Here is a 19,509-nt window from a genome sequence, read left to right as displayed (position 1 = left end):
TTCAATAAAATTTGAAACAATATCCCACCATGGACAAAATCTCCGCACTGCAGGTTTTTGAGGCGCTCTCCTCCAGCGCCCGCCTGGATACCTATCTGCTGCTGGTGGGCGCAGGCGGTACCGGCATTGTGGCCGGCGAGTTGGCCAGCCGGCTGGATATGGCGCCATCCAATCTCTCCTTTCACCTGAAGAACCTGGCGCATGCCGGCCTAGTGACGGTGGAACAAGAGGGGCGGTTTCAGCGCTATCGCGCCAACCTGGCCCTGATGCGGCAAGTGACCGGTTTTCTGACAGACCACTGCTGCGGCGGGCATCCCGAACAATGTGCTGAGCTGGCCGCACCGGCTACTAGTGCCAACGCTTCCCCTTCTTGCTGTGAGCCTTAGATGAATATCCTGATACTTTGTACCGGTAACTCCTGCCGCTCCATCCTGGCCGAGGCCACCATCAATGCCCTGGCGCCAGAAGGCATCCGCGCCATCAGCGCTGGCAGCAAGCCGGCCGGCTATGTCCACCCGCGCTCCCTGGCACTGTTGGAACGTGAAGGCATCTCGACCCAAGGCCTGCACAGCAAGTCTTGGGATAACCTGCCGATGACACCGGACGTGGTGATTACCGTCTGTGGCAGCGCCGCCGGCGAAACCTGCCCTGCCTACCTGGGCCCGGTGCTGCGTGCACATTGGGGAGTGGAAGATCCAGCCCATGCGACCGGTACCGATGCCGAAATCGATGCCGCCTTTGAAAAAGCCTACCGCATTCTGCGTGGCCGAATCGAAGCCTTCCTCGCCCTTCCTCCTGATCTGCTTGCCGACAAGGCCAGGCTCAAGCCCGAGCTGGATCGCATCGGTCTGATCGGGGCTTGAGGAGATCGCATGCCAAGTATTCAAATCTTTGATCCAGCGCTGTGCTGCAGCAGCGGCGTATGTGGCACAGATGTCGATCAGGCGCTGCTCACCTTTGCCGCAGACCTGGACTGGCTCAAGCGCCAAGGAGGCCAGGTGGAGCGCTTCAACCTGGCACAGCAACCGCTGGTCTTTGCGCAGCAGGCAGCCGTGAAGCAGTTTTTGGAGCGTTCGGGCCAGGAAGGCCTGCCACTGATTCTGGTCGATGGCGAGATAGCCCTGGCCGGTCGCTACCCACGCCGTGCCGAACTGGCACGCTGGGCCGGTATCAGCAGTTTGGCGGTGCAAGTCCAACCTGCTACCGGCAGTTGCTCTGGGCCAGGTTGCTGTTAACCAAGGGGATAGCCATGCAATTCCTGCTCAATGCACCACGGCATCTATTCTTTACCGGCAAAGGCGGTGTGGGTAAGACATCAATCGCCTGTGCAACGGCGGTGCAACTGGCAGACCAGGGTAAGCGCGTACTGCTGGTGAGTACCGACCCGGCATCCAATGTGGGTCAGGTGCTCAACCAGGCCATAGGCAACCAGATTGTCGCCATCGATTCCGTACCAGGGCTGTCCGCGCTGGAGATCGACCCACAAGGCGCCGCTCAGCAGTACCGCGACCGCATAGTCGGCCCCGTGCGTGGGGTCCTACCTGACAAGGTCGTTCGCGATATCGAGGAGCAATTGTCAGGTGCCTGTACCACCGAGATTGCCGCCTTTGATGAATTTACCCAGTTGCTCACCGACGCAGCATTGGTGCGAGATTTCGACCACATCGTGTTCGATACTGCCCCGACCGGTCACACCATCCGCCTGCTGCAGCTACCTGGTGCGTGGAGTGGCTTTATTGAACACAACCCCGAGGGGGCATCTTGCCTAGGACCGCTTGCCGGTTTGGAAAAGCAGCGAGCCCAGTATCACGATGCCGTGGCAGCACTGGCCGATCCCGCTCGCACCCGCCTGGTGCTTGTAGCACGCGCACAGCGCTCCAGCCTGGCAGAGGCGGCCCGCACACAGGCAGAACTGGCTGCCATTGGCTTTCAGCGCCAGCACCTGGTGATCAACGGGCTGATGCCAGAGACCGAGGGGCAGATCGACCCGCTCGCCCATGCACTGGCGAATCGCGAGGCCGCAGCCTTGGCGCAGCTTCCCCCCGCCCTGGCGCATTTGCCGACAGATCGCCTATCGCTAAAAGCCGACAATCTGGTGGGGTTGTCAGCACTGCGCCGGCTGTTTGCCATGGACGAAAGTATGGCAACGACCCAGGAGGTCAACAAAGCGATGCCGCCACTACCCAAGCTGGCAGGGCTGCTGAATGGCTTGGCGGCTGACGGGCACGGCCTGATCATGGTCATGGGCAAGGGCGGTGTGGGTAAGACCACACTGGCAGCCGCGATAGCCGTGGCACTGGCCGAGCGGGGCCTGCTAGTCCATCTGACGACGTCAGACCCTGCTGCCCATCTGGCCGATATGGTCGCAGGCACTTTGGACAATCTGGCGGTATCGCGCATCGATCCCAAGGCCGAAACCGAACGCTATCGTCAGGAGGTACTGGCCAGCAAAGGCAGGCATCTCGACGAGGCCGGCCGGGCAATGCTCGCGGAGGACCTGCGCTCACCCTGTACCGAAGAGATCGCCGTCTTCCAGGCGTTCTCGCGCGTGATCCGTGAGGCCGGGCGGCGTTTTGTGGTGATGGATACTGCGCCAACCGGGCACACCCTGATGCTGCTGGATGCCACCGGCGCCTATGACAGGGAAATCCGTAAAAAGATGGCCGGCGGCGGCCTGCACTTCACCACGCCCATGATGCAGTTGCAGGATTCAAGGCAGACCAAGGTACTGATCGCCACCCTGGCCGAAACCACGCCAGTACTGGAAGCCGCCAATCTGCAGGCCGATCTGCGCCGTGCTGGCATAGAGCCCTGGGCTTGGGTAGTAAACCAGAGCCTTGCGGCCGCCAAGCCCACATCGCCGCTACTGCAGCAACGGGCCGCCAATGAGCAAGCACAATTGGCTGCCGTCGCCAGTCAGCATGCAAGCCGCTATGCCGTGGTTCCGCTGCAGGTCCAAGAGCCGGTCGGGCTTGAGCGCCTGCGCCAGCTTACCCAGCCCTAAGCCCCTCAACACGGAGATGCCACCATGTCGGACAAGGTCTACAACGTCCTCTTCATCTGCACCGGTAATTCGGCACGCAGCATACTGGCCGAATCCACCATGAACCATCTGGGCAAGGGGCAATTCCAGGCATTCAGTGCGGGGAGCTTCCCCAAGGATGCAGTCAACCCATTGACGCTTGAGGCCTTGCGCCTGCATGGCTACGCCAGCACTAATCTGCGTAGCAAGAGCTGGGATGAATTCGCCACCCCCACCGCCCCGGCCATGGACTTCATCTTTACCGTTTGCGACAAGGCGGCGGGCGAAGCCTGCCCTGCCTGGCCAGGGCAACCGATTACCGCACACTGGGGGTTTAGCGACCCATCACAAGTGGAAGGCGATGACGCGGTAAAGCGGCAGGCCTTCAACAAGACCCTGATGGAAATCACCAACCGTATCCGTATCTTCCTGAGCCTTCCGCTGGAGAAGATAGACCGGATGTCTTTGCAGCATGAGCTGCGCAAGCTGGGAGAACAGTAAGTCATGGATTTGCATCGTCGATTATTTGCCGAGTGGCTGGGTACTGCCTTTCTGCTTGCGGTGGTTGTGGGCTCCGGCATCATGGCCGAGCGCCTGTCTGGCGGGAATACGGGCGTGGCGCTCATGGCCAATGCCCTGGCAACCGGTGGCGGGCTGATTGCCCTGATACTGACCTTTGGCGGTATATCCGGGGCACACTTCAATCCCGCCGTTACCCTGGCAGCGGCACTGCGTCGTGAACTGAGCAGCCGGGATGCCTCGCTGTATGTGCTGGCGCAGCTTGCCGGCGCATTCTGCGGCGTGGCTGCAGCCCATGGCATGTTTGGGGAGGCCTTGTTTTTCGCGTCACAGCATGTGCGTACCGGCCCGGCACAATGGTGGAGCGAATTCATTGCCACTTTTGGCTTGCTGGCGGTGATCTTTGGCTGCTCGCGCAGCCGGCCAGAGGCAGTACCGTATGCGGTGGCGTCCTATATCGTCGGTGCCTACTGGTTTACCGCGTCCACCTCGTTTGCCAACCCGGCAGTCACCTTGGCACGCGCAGCCAGCGATACCTTTGCTGGCATACGGCCCGTGGATGCACCCGGCTTTATCGTCGCGCAACTGGTAGGCGCGGTGACCGCGACACTGGTTTTTGGCTGGCTGCTGCGCGACAAGGCCGCCCTGTCGCTGGACTTGATGGCCAATGCCGGCGAGGATCGCCCGGTGCACCCCCTGAAGTAAGCCTTCGGAAAGACGCCTTCACCAAAAGCTATCAGCCATGGCAGCCCTGCCTGCTAATCCACCAGCACCCCCTCGACTGACAGTACACCCATGACCCAGATCACGATCTATCACAACCCAGCCTGCGGCACCTCGCGCAACACCCTGGCGTTGATACGCAATACCGGTATAGAACCCCAGGTGGTGCACTATCTGGAGACCCCACCCGACCGCGAAACCCTGGTCGCCCTGATTGCAGCCATGGGCATACCGGTACGCGAACTGCTGCGCAAGAAGGGCACGCCCTATGCCGAGCTGAATCTGGATGACACGGCCTGGACCGATGCGCAGTTGATCGACTTCATGTTGCAGCACCCCAGCCTGATCAATCGGCCGGTGGTGGTCACCCCCATCGGTACACGCTTGTGCCGGCCATCAGAAGCCGTGCTGGATATCCTGCCCTTGCCGCAACTGGGGCCGTTTACCAAGGAAGATGGCGAAGTCGTGATTGACGAACAGGGGCGGCGCGTCAGGTAGTGCTTGCCTGCTGCACGCCCCCTCCTCAAGCCGTACCTGGCTTGGCAATGGCCAGCAAGCCGGCCTGCAGCAACCATTGCAGGCCCAGGATGATGCGTTCATCGCCCACCTCGGTGCGCTGTGGATGGGCGGCCACCACGGCTGCTGCAGCGGTGGTCGTGCTGCAGGCACTGAGCAGGCTGGCAGGTTCAAGGGGCTGCAGATCAGCGGGCCAGGCCACTGTATCGACAGCCTTGGGCACCGACACCAGCTGGCAGTCCGGCGCCAGCGTCACCACTGCCTGACGCCGGCGCCAGAAATTGCTATCGGGCCAGCGCTGTTCCATCTGGTAGTAACTTGCCCGCGTGCCCAGGTATTGCTGATAGGCGCCCACATGGCGCTCTGCCAGTTGCGCCAGCGCGGCCCTATTGCCCGCCAGCGCCTGGACAACCGCCATGCCGGTATGGATGCCCGCATCCAGCGCCCGGACTATGCCGCTGGACGAAAGTGGGTCATAGCTGCCTGCCGCATCCCCCACCGCCACCCAATCCTGCCCATACAGCGGCTCAAGCAAGGCAGAGTGGGCACTCACCACCTGCAGGCGCACTGGTGCCTGCGCACCGGCCAGCCTCGCCATGGTATGCCGGGCGCCATTGAGCAAGCGCCACCATACCTCTGGCGCACGCAGTTCATGCTGCTGTATCAGGTCGGCATCCGTCATCAAGGCGACCCACCAGGTTCGCCCACCCGCCTCAGCCGGCAGGCAGGCTGAATAGAACCAGCCCTGAGCGCAGGGCTCTACCAGGGTAAAAGTGTCGGCATCGGGCATGGCCGGGTACTCGGCCACCAATGCCACCATATTGTCGATCAGCTGGCGTTCCGCCCCCAGCTTGCGCGCTACCACCTGACCCTTGCCACTGGCATCCACCACAAATCGAGCAGTCAGGCCCATCGTGTCCTCGCCTTGGCGCAAGCGCAGGCGGCAGCCACCGTCCTCGCGCTCTACATGCTCCAGAAGGGTATTGCGGTAGACCACCACACCCTTGTGCTCGGCCGTGGCCACCAGGTCGGCATCAAACCGGCGCCTATCCAGATGCCAGCCATGGCCAAATGGGGTGAACATGAAATCGCGCTGATAGATGGCATCGTTACCCCAGGCAGCTGCATTGCCATAGGCAGGGGCGTGGCCGGCCTGTTCAAACGCCTGCCACGCCTCCAGATACTCCAACAGGGAACGGGCGCCGGGCGAGAGGGTCTCCCCCACGCGCGGCTGCCCGTAATCTGTCTTCTCTACCAAGGCGACCGTCAGGCCGGATTGTCGGCGGATACTCAGCGCGGTAGCCGCACCGGCAGGTCCGCCGCCTACCACGGCGATGTCGAACGTCTTGTTCATACTTAGCCCTATTTGTTGCCCAACGCCGCACCCTGGGCGAGATAGGTGGTATTGCGCTCTTTCTCGACAAAATAGCGGTAGTCCTGCGGGCCGACATTGACGATGAAGCCCAGGTCCTTCCAGGCAGCCGTCATCTGATTGAAGGAATTGATCCCCCGCGCATACAGCACAGGCTGGCCGGCGGCCGTGATGCTGAAGCCCCCTTGCGACTGCACATTGAGCGTGAGGCCATTGACGCCTGAGAACTGCGCCGGCTGGCTGCTGACATAGCCATCCAGTACCTGGTTACCGGGGTCCAGATCCCCTGCAATGACGTGCATGGGGCTTTGTGGCGGCCACCAGTAAACGTAGAACGCGGGCGGCACTTCGACACCGTCATCGGCAGGGCTTTGATTGATGGCCGGGTTGTTGACGTTGGGCGTCTGCACCGTGCAGTCAAAGAAATCAGCCTGCCAGGGTATGGCCATGCGCTTGGTCAGGTCGCCCGGCTCGGCCCCATCCCCGTTTTGCGGATCGCTGGTCAGCGACAGGCCGTTGGTGCGGTAGTACTCGCTGAATGCCGCCTCGCTACCTGTCCAATGCGCAATATCATAGGCATACGGCGTACGGTAGAGCTGTGGCGTACGAACTATCCAGGTGGTCTCGATACCGGGCGAGAACGGCGCACCCACCAGGTTGCCGATCACCGCGCGGTCCAGTTCGGTCACACCCTGGCGCAGATCGGGTGGCGCGCAGCCAAGGTCGAACTTGCCCTTGGACCATTGATGCAGGAAGAAATACTGGGTTGGGCTCAGCGTCATGAACTTGTAGATCAGCTGATTGGTCACCGAGTTGTCGCCGGAATTGAGCGGCATCAGCGGTACGCCGTCCTCTGCAAACAGCGTATTGGGGCCGTTCTTGACCTGATCCATGAAGCGGTAGGACTGCGGCGGCACCGGCACCCGATAGTGGGCGAAGTAGTTCTCGCGATGGGCGCGATTACCCTCGGATGCATCGCGGATATCGAATGGCGGGTTGACGAAGTCCACCATGGATGGGGTTTGCGCCACCCAGCGATACCCTTCTGGCCGCTTGATGATGGGCAGGATATCGCGCTCGAAATTAGGCCGATAGTCCGGGTTGAAGCCGGCAAACGGGTCGTAGCGATCGGCAGGGATAGGCCACTTCTTGGCGTCGTAGATGTCGGGTGCATAGTTCAGGAAGCGCACCGAAATATCGTAGACGGTGTCGTCCAGCGTCACGATATTGACCAGCTCCGGCGCAAACTTGGGGCTGCCTACGATCACCCAGGCGGGCTCTAGCTCGACCTTGCTGCCGTCCTTGAAATACAGGGTTGCCTGGACATAACCATCGGAAACGTCATCCCACCAATCGCTGGCGCCACGGAAGCTCGATAGCGTGGTGGTGCCGGCTGAATTGCCGAAACCGCCCAGCAGGATAAGCCGACCCGCTGTATCCATGCGCAATTCGCCCAGCGAATTGATGGCCGGGTTTAGGCTATCAGGCGGGAAGGAGAAATGCGGGTAGTCGGCCGGCGGGTTATAGCGTGAGAACGCTACCTGCTCGCCAGGCTTGGCTATGCTGCGCGGGCCTGGGTCTATCATCAGCGCCTTGCGATCAGCCGGATTGGTCACGCTGCCGTTGTTGAGCGGTACATGCTGATCAACGTAGTTGTTCCAATCACCAAACTCGAGGTCACCGGTCAGCTCGGAAAAAGTAAACCAGATTGGTTTCTTGTTGGCGATATGCGATGTCCAGACGATCTTCTCGATACGCGGATCGGCCAGGGTGATCTCTGCGGCCTTGCCGTCGCTGTGCTCGAAAATCTTGAACCGTGCGGCCTGCCGCTTGATACCGCCGATAGCGTCCTTGAACTGCCTGACATACTGGATCTCGCCATCAACGACGACCGGATCACCGTTGGCGTGACAGGCTATGGGTAAGCCACCCAAGGTCTCCGGGCCAAGGTAGAAATCAGTCTGGCTGTTGCCAATACGCGCGACCCCCACCTTGGGGTGTATGGAAAAACTACTGGTCATGCTGCCCTCCTCTATGAACATGAATCCGGCGTTCGCCGGTGCTCTACTGGTGCCCGACACTTGCGCGTCGTGCGTTTGCTGCTCGCCTCTTGGGTGCGATCTGCGGCGGATAAAGCGCGCCCGCCAGCCTGCGCCGTGCCCACCCTTGCGCCCCATGCAGCCTGATTGGGCGCTTGGAGGCGGGGATAGGTTTAGGCAGTAGCGAAAGCTTACGGGGTAGTAACTGACCCAGGACGGCGCGACGCCGTAGTGGGGCTAGCGAAGATGGCTGGCCTGTACTCAGGCGCGGGAATGCTGCAGGTGTCGTATCTGACGGTGTCGATGGATGCCATCTTTGCCGTTCCTCCTTGTATATGGATAGAACCGCCGCTTTTTATGAACTACTGGCGCGGCTGGTCTTGGGGCTGAATCAGTGCAACGGTACGATGACTTGAGCCCCAATACGGCGCCTGTTGGCGCCCATCAGAGCCCGGCAGACTACATCGCCACCCGTCCAACAGGTATCGTAGGAGGGAATTACGGAATTGAAAGGGCAAGATGAAAAAAGTGGGTGTACGGCTGCTCGGGTTTGCCGGCATAGCTGGCTGCGATACACGCTACCCACGACATAACAAGTACCCAGCGCCCTCTGAGCCGCTAATCAAACCCAGCGTAGCGGTTCTGGCTAGGCGTGTGAGCGATAGCGTGCGCAGCAGACAGTACGTGGGTACGGTAAGCTCGCACAACAACGCCAGAAGGGTTTTTAGCGGCGCTAGCCATGACAGACATCAAACTGCATTGGGAATCGGTATACCAGGCCAAGGCGCCTGATGCGGTTAGCTGGTACAGCCCGCATCTGGTCACCTCATTGCGGCTTATCGGCGAACTGTCGCCGAGCAAGGACGCGGCCATCATTGATGTCGGCGGCGGCGAAGCCACGCTGGTGGATGATCTGCTGGCCGACGACTACACGCAGGTGAGCGTGCTGGATATCTCGCAAGCAGCTGTTGATGTAGCCCGGCAAAGGCTGGGCGCGCATGGCGCACAGGTACACTGGCTGGTGGCCGATATCGCGTCAGTCGGGCTGGACGCAGCGCACTACGATCTATGGCACGACCGGGCAGTGTTCCACTTCCTGACCACAGCGGCGGCCAGGCAGGCCTATGTCCGCCAGTTGGCCCACGCACTCAAGCCTGGCGGCCATGCCATCATGGCGACCTTTGGTCCCGACGGCCCGCTGAAATGCAGCGGCTTGGATATCGTCCGCTACGATGCAGCAAGCCTGCAGCGAGAGCTGGGCCCGCGGTTCACCTTGCTCGACAGCTTTACTGAGCCGCATCAAACACCTTTCGGCACGACCCAGCAATTCCTCTATGGGGTATTCAGGCGGGCCACGCCCTAGCAGACTGGGGCTTGGTCGATTGCAGATAGGCTGCCAGGTGCGGCATCAGCCGGGCTGCATCCGGTCCTACCCCGCGCAAGGTGGCCGAAGCGAAGTTACGTTGGCGCGACAGCCCGACAAAATACAAACCCGGCACATCCAGCGCAATGCCCTGATACTGACGTACCAAGCCCGCTGGCGTCACCACGCCCAGGTCAGCCAAATAGGGCATATGAGGCCGGAAGCCGGTAGCGAACAGCAGGGTATCGACTCGCTCCCGCTGACCATCGGCCCAAACCACCCCATCAGCCACCGCCTCGCGGAACATGGGCCGGCGGGCCGGCTTACCAGACTTGATAGCGCGGCGATAACGGCCATCATCCAGCACTGGCGTACTCTGGTCATCCAGCCAGCGGGTGCGCTCCAAGCCGGTAGCAGCCAGCCAGAAGTGAAAATCCAACCCCAGCACCCGCTGCGGAAAAAAACGTATAGGCCGGCGCGTAGCCAAGCTGACATCGGCCGTATCCGCCAGTTCGCAGGCAATCTGCACGCCCGAGTTGGCCCCACCCACCACCACGACCCTTTGGCCGGCAAAATCGGCAGGATCACGATAGTTGCCGCTGTGCAGCACACGGCCACCAAAATCGGCCAGACCGGGAATCGACGGCATGAAGGGCGTACCAAAAGCACCGGAAGCGGCAATCACGGCGCGGGCGAAATAGCCTTTACCCTCGGCCGTCTGCAGCCAGAAACCGCCACCTTCCCGCCTGACCGTGCTGACACGCTGACCATACCGTATGGGTAGGTCGAAATGACGGGCATAGTCCTCCAGGTATCCTGCTACCTCATCCCGGCTGGGATAGTGGCCCGGCGCAGCCGGAAACGCCAAGCCGGGCAAGGCGGAGTAGCGGGCAGGCGAGAACAGCGTCAGGCTGTCGTAATAACCCCGCCATGCGCCGCTGGCCTGGGTGCCTGCCTCCAGCAGCAGAAAACGGTAACCTGCCCGCTGCAGATGATAGCCCGCAGCCAGGCCAGCCTGGCCCGCACCAATGATGATGACGTCAACGTGTTCCATATGATCTCGCTTAAGTTTGTTTGGCTTGAACGCGGTGCAGTGGCGCCGTAGCGGGCCTGGCCCGATAGGCAAAGACGAAGGCAGCCCAGCCCAGTACACCCAGGCAGGTCAGGCCGAGCAAGGTAGCCGAGCCGCCCCACTGCGCCAGGCCATAGGCGGCCATGGCAGGTGCCAGGGCTCGGGCAAACAACCCTGGTGCAGATACCCAGCCCAGCGCCACGCCATAGTTGGCACTGCCCAGCAACTCAGCTGGCGCCATGCCGCGCACGATGGTGAGCACGCCATTGCTGGCGCCATAGAGGCAGGCAAACAGCACTGCCAGCCAAGGCGCCTGTTTGGCCAGCAGCAGGAGCACCATCGCCGTCGGCAGCATCAGATGGGCCACATAGCCACTCCAGCGCACCGACAGACGCTGTGCCAGCAGCATGTCCAGCAAGCGTCCTGCCACCTGCATCGGGCCAAACAGCGTGACACTGAGCATGATCAGCGTGGGACTCACCGCACGATCAGCCAACAGCAGGCCGGCGTGTGCCGACAAGGTACCCCCTAGCAAGGCCGTCATGCCGATGGCAACGGCAAGCCCCCAATAAGCCGGCGAGCGCAGCATCTGCATCCATGGCATGTCAGCGGGCGAGACCACGGTGGCAGCCGCTGCGGGCACCACCCTGGGCAGCGCACGATGCAAGGGCAAGCAGACCAAAACGTGCAATGCGGCATAGCCAAGCAGGGTAAGACGCCAACCCCACAGCCCCTCCAGCCAGTAGGAGAGTGGCCAGAACACCGTACTGGCAAAACCGCCCACCAGGGTAAGAAGGGTCATGGCCCGCCTGAACTCGGTATGCGCAAACTCGTGCAGCGCGGTAAAGGCCGCCTCGTAGAGGGTGAGCGCCATGGCCACGCCAGCCAGTAACCAGGCCAACAGGAAAGTGTACGGGCCCGATGCCGCCGCGAGGCCAGCCAGACTGAGGCTGGCAAGGACAGAACCCAGGCTGAGCCCCCAACGGCCACCATGGCGGGCCAGTAGCTGCCCAGCCAGCGGAGCACACAAGGCCGCCAGCAACAGGCCCGCCGAATACGCGCCGAATATACCCGGCAGGCTCCAACCCGTACTGGTCTGTATGGGTTGCGCCAGGAAGGTAATACCGTAGTAAAGCGTACCCCACGAAATCACCTGCCCTGGCGCCAGCAACCATAGCGCACGCATGCCGGGCGAGCGGGAATGAGTGTTTTGCACGGGCGGCACTCAGCAACAGCCTGTCACAGCACGCCCAGCCTTGTCGGCGGGCACACCGCAACCGCAGCCCGCCTTGCCGGTCTGCTTGGCGGCAGCGTCCTGTGCGCAGCAAGCGTCGATGCTTACCGGCGCGGCGCCACCACAGCAGGTGCTGGCCACCCTCGCCGCAGCCGGCATGGCAACGCAACAAGCGTCCTGCCCCGCCGTGCCAGGCAAGCCAGCGCTACAGACGCCGGTTTCGGGCAGGTCCAGCCGTACATCGTCGGCAGCAGCCAGGTCACCCGCCAGGGCGGCGGCCACCGAGCGCACCTGCTCGTAGCCGGTCGCCATCAGAAAAGTCGGTGCACGGCCATAGCTCTTGGCGCCCACCACATAGAAACCCGGTTCGGGGTGCGCCAACTCACGGTGGCCATGGGGGCGCACCGTACCGCAGCTATGCTCATTCGGGTCTATCAGCGGTGCCAAGGCTTCGGTGCTCTCCAGCCAGGCATCCAGCCGCACCCGTAGTTCGCGCGTCAGTGCTAGGTCAGGGCGCGAACCGGTGGCGCAGATCACCTCATCCACCCCCGTCAGTTCGGTCAGGCCCTGCGGAGTATGGGCGCGGACGGTGAGCCCGGTCAGGCCGGCCTGCATGGATGCAATACGGAACTCGGTATGCACTGTCAGGCGCCCCTGCTCAATCAAGCGCTGCAGGCGCTGGCCCAACTCGCCCCGCGCCTGCAGCTGGTCAGCTTCGCCCCCGCCAAATACACGGCGCAGATTGTTGCCCCGTACTGCCCAATGCACGCGGGTACGCTCGTCCTGCTGGCCGAGATCGGCAAGCGCCAGCAGCGCCTGGGCGGCAGAATGGCCAGCACCAACCACCAGCACGCACTTACCGGCATAGCGTGCGCGGTCCTTGCCCAACACGTCGGGTATGCCATAGCGGATACGGACGGCGTGTGCTGTCTCACCAGTCGCCGGTAGCCCATTGGCACCTAGCGGGTTAGGCATGGCCCAGGTCCCGGTCGCATCCAGCACGGCACCGGCCAAATGCTCGCTCACGCCGCCATCGCGCTCGATCTGCAGCAGAAAAGGCGCTTGGTCGCGGCCTGCCGTCTTGATCTTGTCCATACCGAGGCGCGATACCGCCAGCACTCGGCTATTGAGCTGGATCTGCTCGCGCAAGGCCCTACCCAAGGGCTGCAGATAGAGCTGATGCAGCTCGCCCGCCGTGGGCAAGGCATCCAGATCGGGGGCTGGCCAACCACCCCGTTCCAGCAGGCTGCGCGCAGCATGATCGATGTTGTAGCGCCAAGGCGAAAACAGCGGGACATGTGCCACCGCAAGCATGCTGCTGCCTACCGATTCCGCCGCATCAAATACTGTGGGCCTGATACCACGGGCGAGCATATGCGCCGCAGCGGCCAGGCCAACCGGGCCGGCGCCCAATATGGCAACACCGTATTGCTGAATCAAAGGGGAAGTCATCACAGGCTCCTTGGTCGGTTATGAGGGGGCGGCGACCCAATCGATAGACATCAAGTCGCCAAGCCATTATTTCTACACTTCTAGAATAATAGATGTAAAAACATCAAGTCAAGATAATTCCAGAAATATCAAATCAATCACCAGGCAGGCGCATCCGCCAAACCTGGGTTACGCCAAGGCGTACACTGGAGGCATCGTCATACTCAGCGCCGCAGACAAAAGCTTTCTGGCGCTATTGTGCGAACTTGCCGTACCCGCGTACTGTCCGCTGGGCTTGCTCCACTAGCCAGAACCCTGCGCTGGTTTGTGATGACGGCTCCCGGCGCACCCTTCGCACTCCCCCGAATACCGACCGATGACACCCGACCTGTTTGCCGATCAACCCGCCATCTGGCAGGAACAACTGATACCAGGCGCCGTGGTATTGCGCAGCCAAGCCCTGATGCAAGCCGACAGCCTGCTGGCAACCGTGGCTCAACTGCTGGTGGCGGCACCACTGCGCCATATGCTCACACCGGGCGGCCAGACCATGTCGGTCGCCATGAGCAATTGTGGCCACTTGGGCTGGATCAGCGACCGCCATGGCTATCGATACAGCGCGCAAGACCCCACCAGCGACCAGCCCTGGCCTGCCATGCCGCCATCCTTGCAGCAACTGGCAGCGCAGGCCGCGGATCTGGCGGGCTTTGCCGGGTTCGAGCCCGATGCCTGCCTGATCAACCGCTATCTGGCGGGCACCCGCCTGTCACTGCACCAGGATAAGGACGAGCGTGATTTCACCCAACCCATCGTGTCCGTCTCGCTGGGCTTGCCGGCAACCTTTCTGTTTGGCGGCGCGCGCCGCACCGACCCAATACTGCGTATCCCGCTCAGCCATGGCGATATCGTGGTGTGGGGTGGCCCAGCCCGCCGTCACTACCATGGCGTGGCGCCACTCAAGGCTGGCCTGCACCCCGTGCTGGGCGAGCAGCGCATCAACCTGACCTTGCGCAAAGCAGGCTGATAGGTGGCTACCAAGCCCTGGCGATTGCAGCGGCTTCTGTTCCGGGCACAAAGCCGGCAGAATGCCCGCAAGCCAAGCAAGAGAAACGCCCGTATGGTCTGGTCCAGCCTCGTCAACCGGCTATTGCCACAATCCTGCCTGCTGTGCGGCGACCACAGCGGTGCGCGCAGCCTGTGCCTGCCCTGCCATGCCGAGCTACCTTGGCATGGTGGCGAGCAATGTCCGGTGTGCGCCATACCAACGCTGCACGGCAGCCACTGTGGCGCTTGCATCAAGACCCCGCCTGCGTTTGACCGGACCACTGCGGCATGGCGCTACGGCTGGCCCGTGGACAGGCTGATTCCTGCCTACAAATACCGCAGCCAGTTGGAACTGACCCATGCCTTGGCCCACGGCCTGCTGCAGGCTACCGAGGGCGTAGACCGACCCGATATGCTATTGCCCATGCCCCTGCACCCTACCCGCCTGCGCGAGCGGGGGTTCAACCAATCGCAGGAGCTGGCCAGGCAGTTGGGCAGATGGCGCCAACTGCCCTTGGCCGACCAAGCCGTTGCCCGCATCAAGCTCACCCCGCCCCAGGCCAGCTTGCCGCACGACGAACGCCAACGTGCCATACGGGGTGCATTTGCAGTGCAGGGCAAGGTGGCAGGCCAGCATATTGCCCTGGTGGACGATGTCATGACGACAGGCGCCAGCCTGAACGAACTGGCCCACGCCTTGAAAAAAGCCGGCGCCCGGCGGGTAGACTGCTGGGTACTGGCCCGTACCCTGTAGGGGCGGCCACCCGCCTAGCCCTGCGTCCAAAATCAACCCAGAGTACACCTACCATGCGCAGACCCGACTGCATCAAGCACTACACCGAGATACAGGAAACCGAGGCCGGCCACTATCCCGGCAGCACCGAATCACTGAGCCTAGGCTCACCCTTCGGCAGGGTATTCGGCCTCAGCCGTTTGGGCATACACCATGAAACCCTGCCGCCCGGTAGCCGCACGTCATGGCCTCACGCCGAGAGCACAGAAGAAGAATTTGCCTATGTGATTGAAGGCACGCCGGATGTCTGGCTGGACGGCGAGCTACACCGGCTGGCGCCCGGCGACGGTGTCGGTTTCAAACCCGGCGATGGCCTGGCGCACACCTTCATCAATAACACCGATGCCACTGTGCGCCTGCTGGTCGTCGGCGATACCCGGCGCAGCGACAATCAGGTGCACTACCCCCTGCATCCTGAGCGTAATGCCGAGATAGGTGGTTTGTGGTGGCCAGATCACCCCAAGCGGCCACTAGGTGACCACGATGGCCTGCCCGATGCCCTGCGCGGCAAGCTGGCCGGCTAAGCTGAAGGATATAATGGGGTCAGCCACACGCCTCGAGCGCAGCGTGGTGGCCCATCGACGTCGGTGCCAACAGACTGCGCACTGCTATCATGCCCCACCCTGCAACCCAGATCCGCACACCATGTTCGCCGTCATCCTGTTCCAGCCCGAAATCCCACCTAACACCGGCAACGTCATACGGCTATGCGCCAATACCGGCTGCGAACTGCATTTGGTCAAGCCACTGGGTTTTCCACTCGATGATGCCAAGCTGCGTCGCGCCGGGCTGGATTACCACGAGTATGCACAGATGCAGGTACATGAGAACTGGGAGGCCTGCCAGGCCGCCTTTGCCGGGCGGCGGATTTTTGCCATGACCACCAAAGGGTCTACCCGCTTCGACCAAGTAGCCTACCAGCCCGGCGATGCTTTTTTGTTCGGCCAGGAGTCCGCCGGCCTGCCGGCAGGCCTGCGCGATGGCTTTGCCGCCGATCGCCGCATCAAACTACCCATGCGGCCCGACAATCGCAGCCTCAATCTGTCCAATGCAGTAGCAGTAACCGTGTTTGAGGCATGGCGGCAGCACGGATTTGCCGGTGGGGTGATTTAGACGGGGCCTGGCCTCAGTCCGCCCCTCCCGGCACCTAAGAGCCTGTTCCAGGTCTTACTCCGAGGCCTCGGGTATCTGCGCTGGCGCAGCAGGTTGTCCTTGCTGCTGTGCCGCCTTGGCTCGCTTGGTGTACTCGGCATACTGAGGTATGGCAATGGCCGCCAGGATACCGATGATAGCCACTGCCGGGACAATACACGCCACCACGATAACGCTCCTGCCGTTCTGCTCGGGCATGGGGCCGAAGCGGTTACGCCCCTTGGTACCAGGTGCAAACATCAGATACAGACCAAACAACGTGTTGATCAGGGGCACCAGCATGAGCAGCGAAAACCAGCGGCTCATGTCCAGGTCGTGCAGGCGCCGGCCGACAACCACGATAGTTGCGGCAAGCATCAGGAAGACCGCCACACCCATCAGTAGGATGCCCAAGGTCTCACTGCCTATCGCGGCGGCGCCGGCCACAGCAATCAGCAGATAGCCCAGCAGCGTCGCACCCATGGTGTAGGCGATGTAGCGCACGCGACCGAGCCTGCCATCCACCGAGAAAAAGCGCGGGCTATAGGTTTCCTGATCATCAAATTGATCAAGTTGGGCATTAGGGCTGTGATAGGGATTGTTAGTCGTCATGAGCACACCAGATGAAAAATATGAGGGATATCACCAGCAGACTGCCAGTCCGCAGGCAAGGCGGGAATTTATCATAGGCATGCGGCGCACCACAGAAGCCGAAGCACGGTGTACCCAAAGCCCCACAAACTAGTTGCGCGGCGCCGCCGGCAGATTGCGGGAATGCCGCTCCAAGGACTGGTACTGCTGCACGGCCAGCACCCCGAGCAGCCCTAACAACACGGCCACCATGGGTACCAGGCAGGCTGCCACGATCACACCAACACCATTCGCCACCGGTGCTGGGCCAAAGCGATTGGCGTGGGGCTGCCCTGGGGCAAAAATCAGGTAGGCCAGCAGTAGCAGATTAATGAGTGGCAACAGGCACAGCAGCAACCACCAGCGGCTGCGTCCCAGATCATGTAGCCGGCGACCAGCGATCACCAGCTGGCCGGCTATGCCAGCTAGCCAATCCAGCCCCATGACCACCATGACCATATCGCCACCGCTGATGATCATGCTCAAGGCCACCACGCTGGCAATAAACAGCACAAAGCCCAAGGCACCCATCGCCAGACTGTATGCCAGATAGCGCAACCGACCTAAGCGGCCGCCCAGGGCCCAGAAGCGCGGTGTGTAGTGGCTACCTTCGGTAGTCGCCAGATCACTGGTGGGGCTGTCATAGGGATTGACTGCTTCCATGCCTAGCGCCTGTCAGGAACTTAAGGTATTGATGGACGGCGACCCTGGCGCTAAACGCCAGCACAGCCTGAACCAGTTGGCTCTCCCCTGAGCCCCGCCCCCATGCCGCACCCAGCAAGCCACCTGTCAGCCCTTGGGAGGCTCGGCCACATTGACCTGGTTCTTGCCGGATTTCTTGGCCTCATACATGGCCTGGTCAGCCCGCTCCACCGCCGCTTCTTGATCCTCGCCCTTGATAAAGCGGGTAACGCCAGCCGAGAAGGTGATCAGTACACGCTCGTTGTTGTGCAGGAAGAAGCGCTTGGTCAGCTCGCGCTGTACCCGCCGCATGACATTGGCCGACTCACTCAGCACCGACTCCGGCATCAGCACAACGAATTCCTCTCCGCCGTAGCGGGCGATGGTATCGGTAGGCCGCAACACATCCTTGATCACCTGCACCAGATGAATCAAGGCGTCATCACCTGCCTGGTGTCCGCGTTGATCATTCAGCTTCTTGAAGTTGTCGATATCGAGCAGGGCCAGGCACAGCGGCTTGCCACTCCGCTCCATGCGGGCGATCTCAGTGGCAAAGGCCTCGTCAAAACCACGCCGGTTCAAGGCGCCGGTCAGTTGATCCTCGCGCACCTTCTCGCTGATGGCCCGCAGCTCCGCCTCCAGCTCCTTCACCCTGCCATCTGCCGCCTCGGCCTTGGCACGGGCTGCCAATAGATCTTCGCGTGAACGTGCCATATCCAGCTGCATCACGCGGGTATCCTGCATCAGTTCGTCCAGCAGCTGCTTGAGGTCCCCTATGCCCTGGGTAGCTTCAATACGGTCTGCGTAGACCTCGATCTTGTCGTGATAGCCCCCAGTGGTATCCGCCATGCTACCCAGGCGGTCGATAAACAGGGAGATCATGCTCTTGAGGGCTTCCTGGGTTTCGTCCAGGCTGTGCCGCAGCTGCCCCTGCTTGATGACCACTTCCTTGAAGCCCACCTCGGCTTCGTACAAGCGATTCATACTCAAGGGCTGGGCCAGGATATCGCGGACCACGGCGATCTGGCCCTGCACCCAGGTATCATCACCCGACAGGGCGGCGAGATTGTCGGTCAGCAACAGCAGCAGATTGATCAAGCCTGTGGAGATACGGCTGTCACGTTCGCTCTTGAGCTCGAGCTGTACCCAGAACTTCTTGAGCCGCTGCGCCAGGAACTCCAGGCCCTGCTCGCTGGACACAGCCTCGGCCGCCTGGGCCAGGCTCATGGCCTCTTCAGCCAGATCCGGGTAGGTTTGCAATCGCTCGGCAATACCCAGCCGCAGCGAGGTCACCAGCATTTCGCGCCAGTGGTGCCAATCGATCGCAGCTGCCACTGTCTTGGCGGGTGCCGCATCCACCTGCGCCGCAGCTTCGGCCGGCGCGCCAGAAACCGGTTCAATATCGCCCGCCCCGCCCGAGCCATCGGCCCAGCTGCGCACCAATGCATCCAATTTTTCGTTCAACAGGCTGGGATAGTTGCCGAAATTCAGCAAAACCTTGGCCAGCGACTCCTGCTTTCGCGAATGAGTGAAATGCGGGCTGCGCAAATCCCATTGCGTCACCAGCTCGCGTATCAACTCTGCCCAGGCACGCACCAGGCTGGCCTGTCCACCCTGGGATTCAATGGCCTGCATCAGCATGGGCGGTATGCTGCTCCAATCGCCCTGGCTGGCAGCCTTTTCTATCAGGGCCAGGTCACGCAACAGCTCCGGTGTCTGCCGGGGTAGCTTGCGCAACGCTGCCGCCATCTCCACCACCAGCAGATTGGCACCGCCAGAAGGCCGTGCCTTGCCGTCAGAGATTTCGTAATAGAGTTCCTCGTAGCGCTCGGGGGTGGGCGCAACGCGGCGGACGGCGAGCTGCTTGAGCGTCTCGCGCGCAATATCGGTCGGATTGGTCAGCTTATTGCTCATCAATACACTTCAGTGTTTGGCGCGA

At 61.9% G+C, this 19,509-nt stretch carries 20 protein-coding genes; 12 read left to right on the top strand and 8 right to left on the bottom strand.

The annotated features are described in order from the left end of the window. Positions 1-29: 29 nt before the first annotated feature. The 7 genes from QWZ03_RS10125 (at position 30) to arsC (ending at position 4,762) form a co-directional block, all read left to right on the top strand. Positions 30-386, top strand: coding sequence for an ArsR/SmtB family transcription factor (locus QWZ03_RS10125; protein ID WP_290332595.1), 357 nt, complete (start codon positions 30-32; stop codon positions 384-386). Beyond that, positions 387-863: an arsenate reductase ArsC gene (locus tag QWZ03_RS10120; protein ID WP_290332594.1), complete on the top strand. Its 477-nt coding sequence runs from the start codon at positions 387-389 to the stop codon at positions 861-863. It begins immediately after the preceding gene. A 9-nt stretch (positions 864-872) separates the two neighbouring features. Next, on the top strand, positions 873-1,235 hold the full coding sequence (gene arsD, locus QWZ03_RS10115; protein ID WP_290332593.1) for an arsenite efflux transporter metallochaperone ArsD: 363 nt from the start codon (positions 873-875) through the stop codon (positions 1,233-1,235). A gap of 14 nt (positions 1,236-1,249) precedes the next feature. Beyond that, the gene (gene arsA / locus QWZ03_RS10110) at positions 1,250-3,004 is read left to right on the top strand and encodes an arsenical pump-driving ATPase (protein ID WP_290332592.1); all 1,755 of its coding nucleotides are present in this window, start codon (positions 1,250-1,252) and stop codon (positions 3,002-3,004) included. Positions 3,005-3,028: 24 nt separating this feature from the next. Then, positions 3,029-3,523 carry an arsenate reductase ArsC gene (locus QWZ03_RS10105; protein WP_290332591.1) on the top strand — a complete coding sequence of 165 codons (495 nt, stop codon included), beginning with the start codon at positions 3,029-3,031 and terminating at the stop codon, positions 3,521-3,523. A 3-nt stretch (positions 3,524-3,526) separates the two neighbouring features. Further along, positions 3,527-4,246, top strand: a complete 720-nt coding sequence (locus tag QWZ03_RS10100) for an MIP/aquaporin family protein (protein ID WP_290332590.1) — start codon at positions 3,527-3,529, stop codon at positions 4,244-4,246. A gap of 90 nt (positions 4,247-4,336) precedes the next feature. Further along, positions 4,337-4,762 carry an arsenate reductase (glutaredoxin) gene (gene arsC, locus QWZ03_RS10095; protein ID WP_290332588.1) on the top strand — a complete coding sequence of 142 codons (426 nt, stop codon included), beginning with the start codon at positions 4,337-4,339 and terminating at the stop codon, positions 4,760-4,762. A 25-nt stretch (positions 4,763-4,787) separates the two neighbouring features. On the opposite strand, the gene QWZ03_RS10090 is transcribed toward arsC, so the two are convergent. Then, positions 4,788-6,134: an NAD(P)/FAD-dependent oxidoreductase gene (locus tag QWZ03_RS10090; protein WP_290332587.1), complete on the bottom strand. Its 1,347-nt coding sequence runs from the start codon at positions 6,132-6,134 to the stop codon at positions 4,788-4,790. Positions 6,135-6,142: 8 nt separating this feature from the next. Further along, the gene (gene lodA, locus QWZ03_RS10085; protein ID WP_290332586.1) at positions 6,143-8,173 is read right to left on the bottom strand and encodes a CTQ-dependent lysine 6-oxidase LodA; all 2,031 of its coding nucleotides are present in this window, start codon (positions 8,171-8,173) and stop codon (positions 6,143-6,145) included. A gap of 757 nt (positions 8,174-8,930) precedes the next feature. Here lodA and QWZ03_RS10080 point away from each other — a divergent pair. Next, positions 8,931-9,554: a class I SAM-dependent methyltransferase gene (locus QWZ03_RS10080; RefSeq protein WP_290332585.1), complete on the top strand. Its 624-nt coding sequence runs from the start codon at positions 8,931-8,933 to the stop codon at positions 9,552-9,554. Here QWZ03_RS10080 and QWZ03_RS10075 read toward each other — a convergent pair. From QWZ03_RS10075 to QWZ03_RS10065, 3 genes are read right to left on the bottom strand one after another with little or no spacing between them, the layout of a single operon-like run. Further along, on the bottom strand, positions 9,535-10,608 hold the full coding sequence (locus QWZ03_RS10075; protein WP_290332584.1) for an FAD-dependent oxidoreductase: 1,074 nt from the start codon (positions 10,606-10,608) through the stop codon (positions 9,535-9,537). The two genes, QWZ03_RS10080 and QWZ03_RS10075, sit on opposite strands and share 20 nt — an antisense overlap. A 10-nt stretch (positions 10,609-10,618) precedes the next feature. Beyond that, positions 10,619-11,842: an MFS transporter gene (locus tag QWZ03_RS10070; RefSeq protein ID WP_290332583.1), complete on the bottom strand. Its 1,224-nt coding sequence runs from the start codon at positions 11,840-11,842 to the stop codon at positions 10,619-10,621. A gap of 9 nt (positions 11,843-11,851) precedes the next feature. Continuing rightward, entirely contained in the window at positions 11,852-13,312 is a 1,461-nt protein-coding gene (locus QWZ03_RS10065) for an NAD(P)-binding domain-containing protein (RefSeq protein ID WP_290332582.1), read from the bottom strand. 355 nt (positions 13,313-13,667) lie between these two features. On the opposite strand from QWZ03_RS10065, the gene alkB reads away from it, so the two are divergent. From alkB to QWZ03_RS10045, 4 genes are all read left to right on the top strand, one after another. Beyond that, positions 13,668-14,315: a DNA oxidative demethylase AlkB gene (gene alkB / locus QWZ03_RS10060; protein WP_290332581.1), complete on the top strand. Its 648-nt coding sequence runs from the start codon at positions 13,668-13,670 to the stop codon at positions 14,313-14,315. A 93-nt stretch (positions 14,316-14,408) separates the two neighbouring features. Beyond that, positions 14,409-15,089: a ComF family protein gene (locus QWZ03_RS10055; RefSeq protein WP_290332580.1), complete on the top strand. Its 681-nt coding sequence runs from the start codon at positions 14,409-14,411 to the stop codon at positions 15,087-15,089. Between the two features lie 53 nt (positions 15,090-15,142). Then, a complete protein-coding gene (locus QWZ03_RS10050; RefSeq protein WP_290332579.1) occupies positions 15,143-15,652 on the top strand; it encodes a cupin domain-containing protein in 510 nt (169 codons plus the stop codon). A gap of 121 nt (positions 15,653-15,773) precedes the next feature. Continuing rightward, complete coding sequence (locus QWZ03_RS10045; protein WP_290332578.1) at positions 15,774-16,241, top strand: tRNA (cytidine(34)-2'-O)-methyltransferase; 468 nt, start codon at positions 15,774-15,776, stop codon at positions 16,239-16,241. 54 nt (positions 16,242-16,295) lie between these two features. On the opposite strand, the gene QWZ03_RS10040 is transcribed toward QWZ03_RS10045, so the two are convergent. The 3 genes from QWZ03_RS10040 to QWZ03_RS10030 form a co-directional block, all read right to left on the bottom strand. Next, entirely contained in the window at positions 16,296-16,871 is a 576-nt protein-coding gene (locus QWZ03_RS10040; RefSeq protein WP_290332577.1) for a DUF805 domain-containing protein, read from the bottom strand. A gap of 129 nt (positions 16,872-17,000) precedes the next feature. Then, positions 17,001-17,552, bottom strand: a complete 552-nt coding sequence (locus QWZ03_RS10035) for a DUF805 domain-containing protein (protein ID WP_290332576.1) — start codon at positions 17,550-17,552, stop codon at positions 17,001-17,003. A 126-nt stretch (positions 17,553-17,678) separates the two neighbouring features. Next, on the bottom strand, positions 17,679-19,484 hold the full coding sequence (locus QWZ03_RS10030; RefSeq protein WP_290332575.1) for a sensor domain-containing diguanylate cyclase: 1,806 nt from the start codon (positions 19,482-19,484) through the stop codon (positions 17,679-17,681). Between the last annotated feature and the right edge of the window lie 25 nt (positions 19,485-19,509).

The organism is Chitinimonas viridis, assembly GCF_030409555.1.
Taxonomy (GTDB): Bacteria; Pseudomonadota; Gammaproteobacteria; order Burkholderiales; family Chitinimonadaceae; genus Chitinimonas; species Chitinimonas viridis.
Note: the sequence above shows the minus strand (reverse complement) of the source record. Positions and strands in the feature narration are given on the sequence as shown.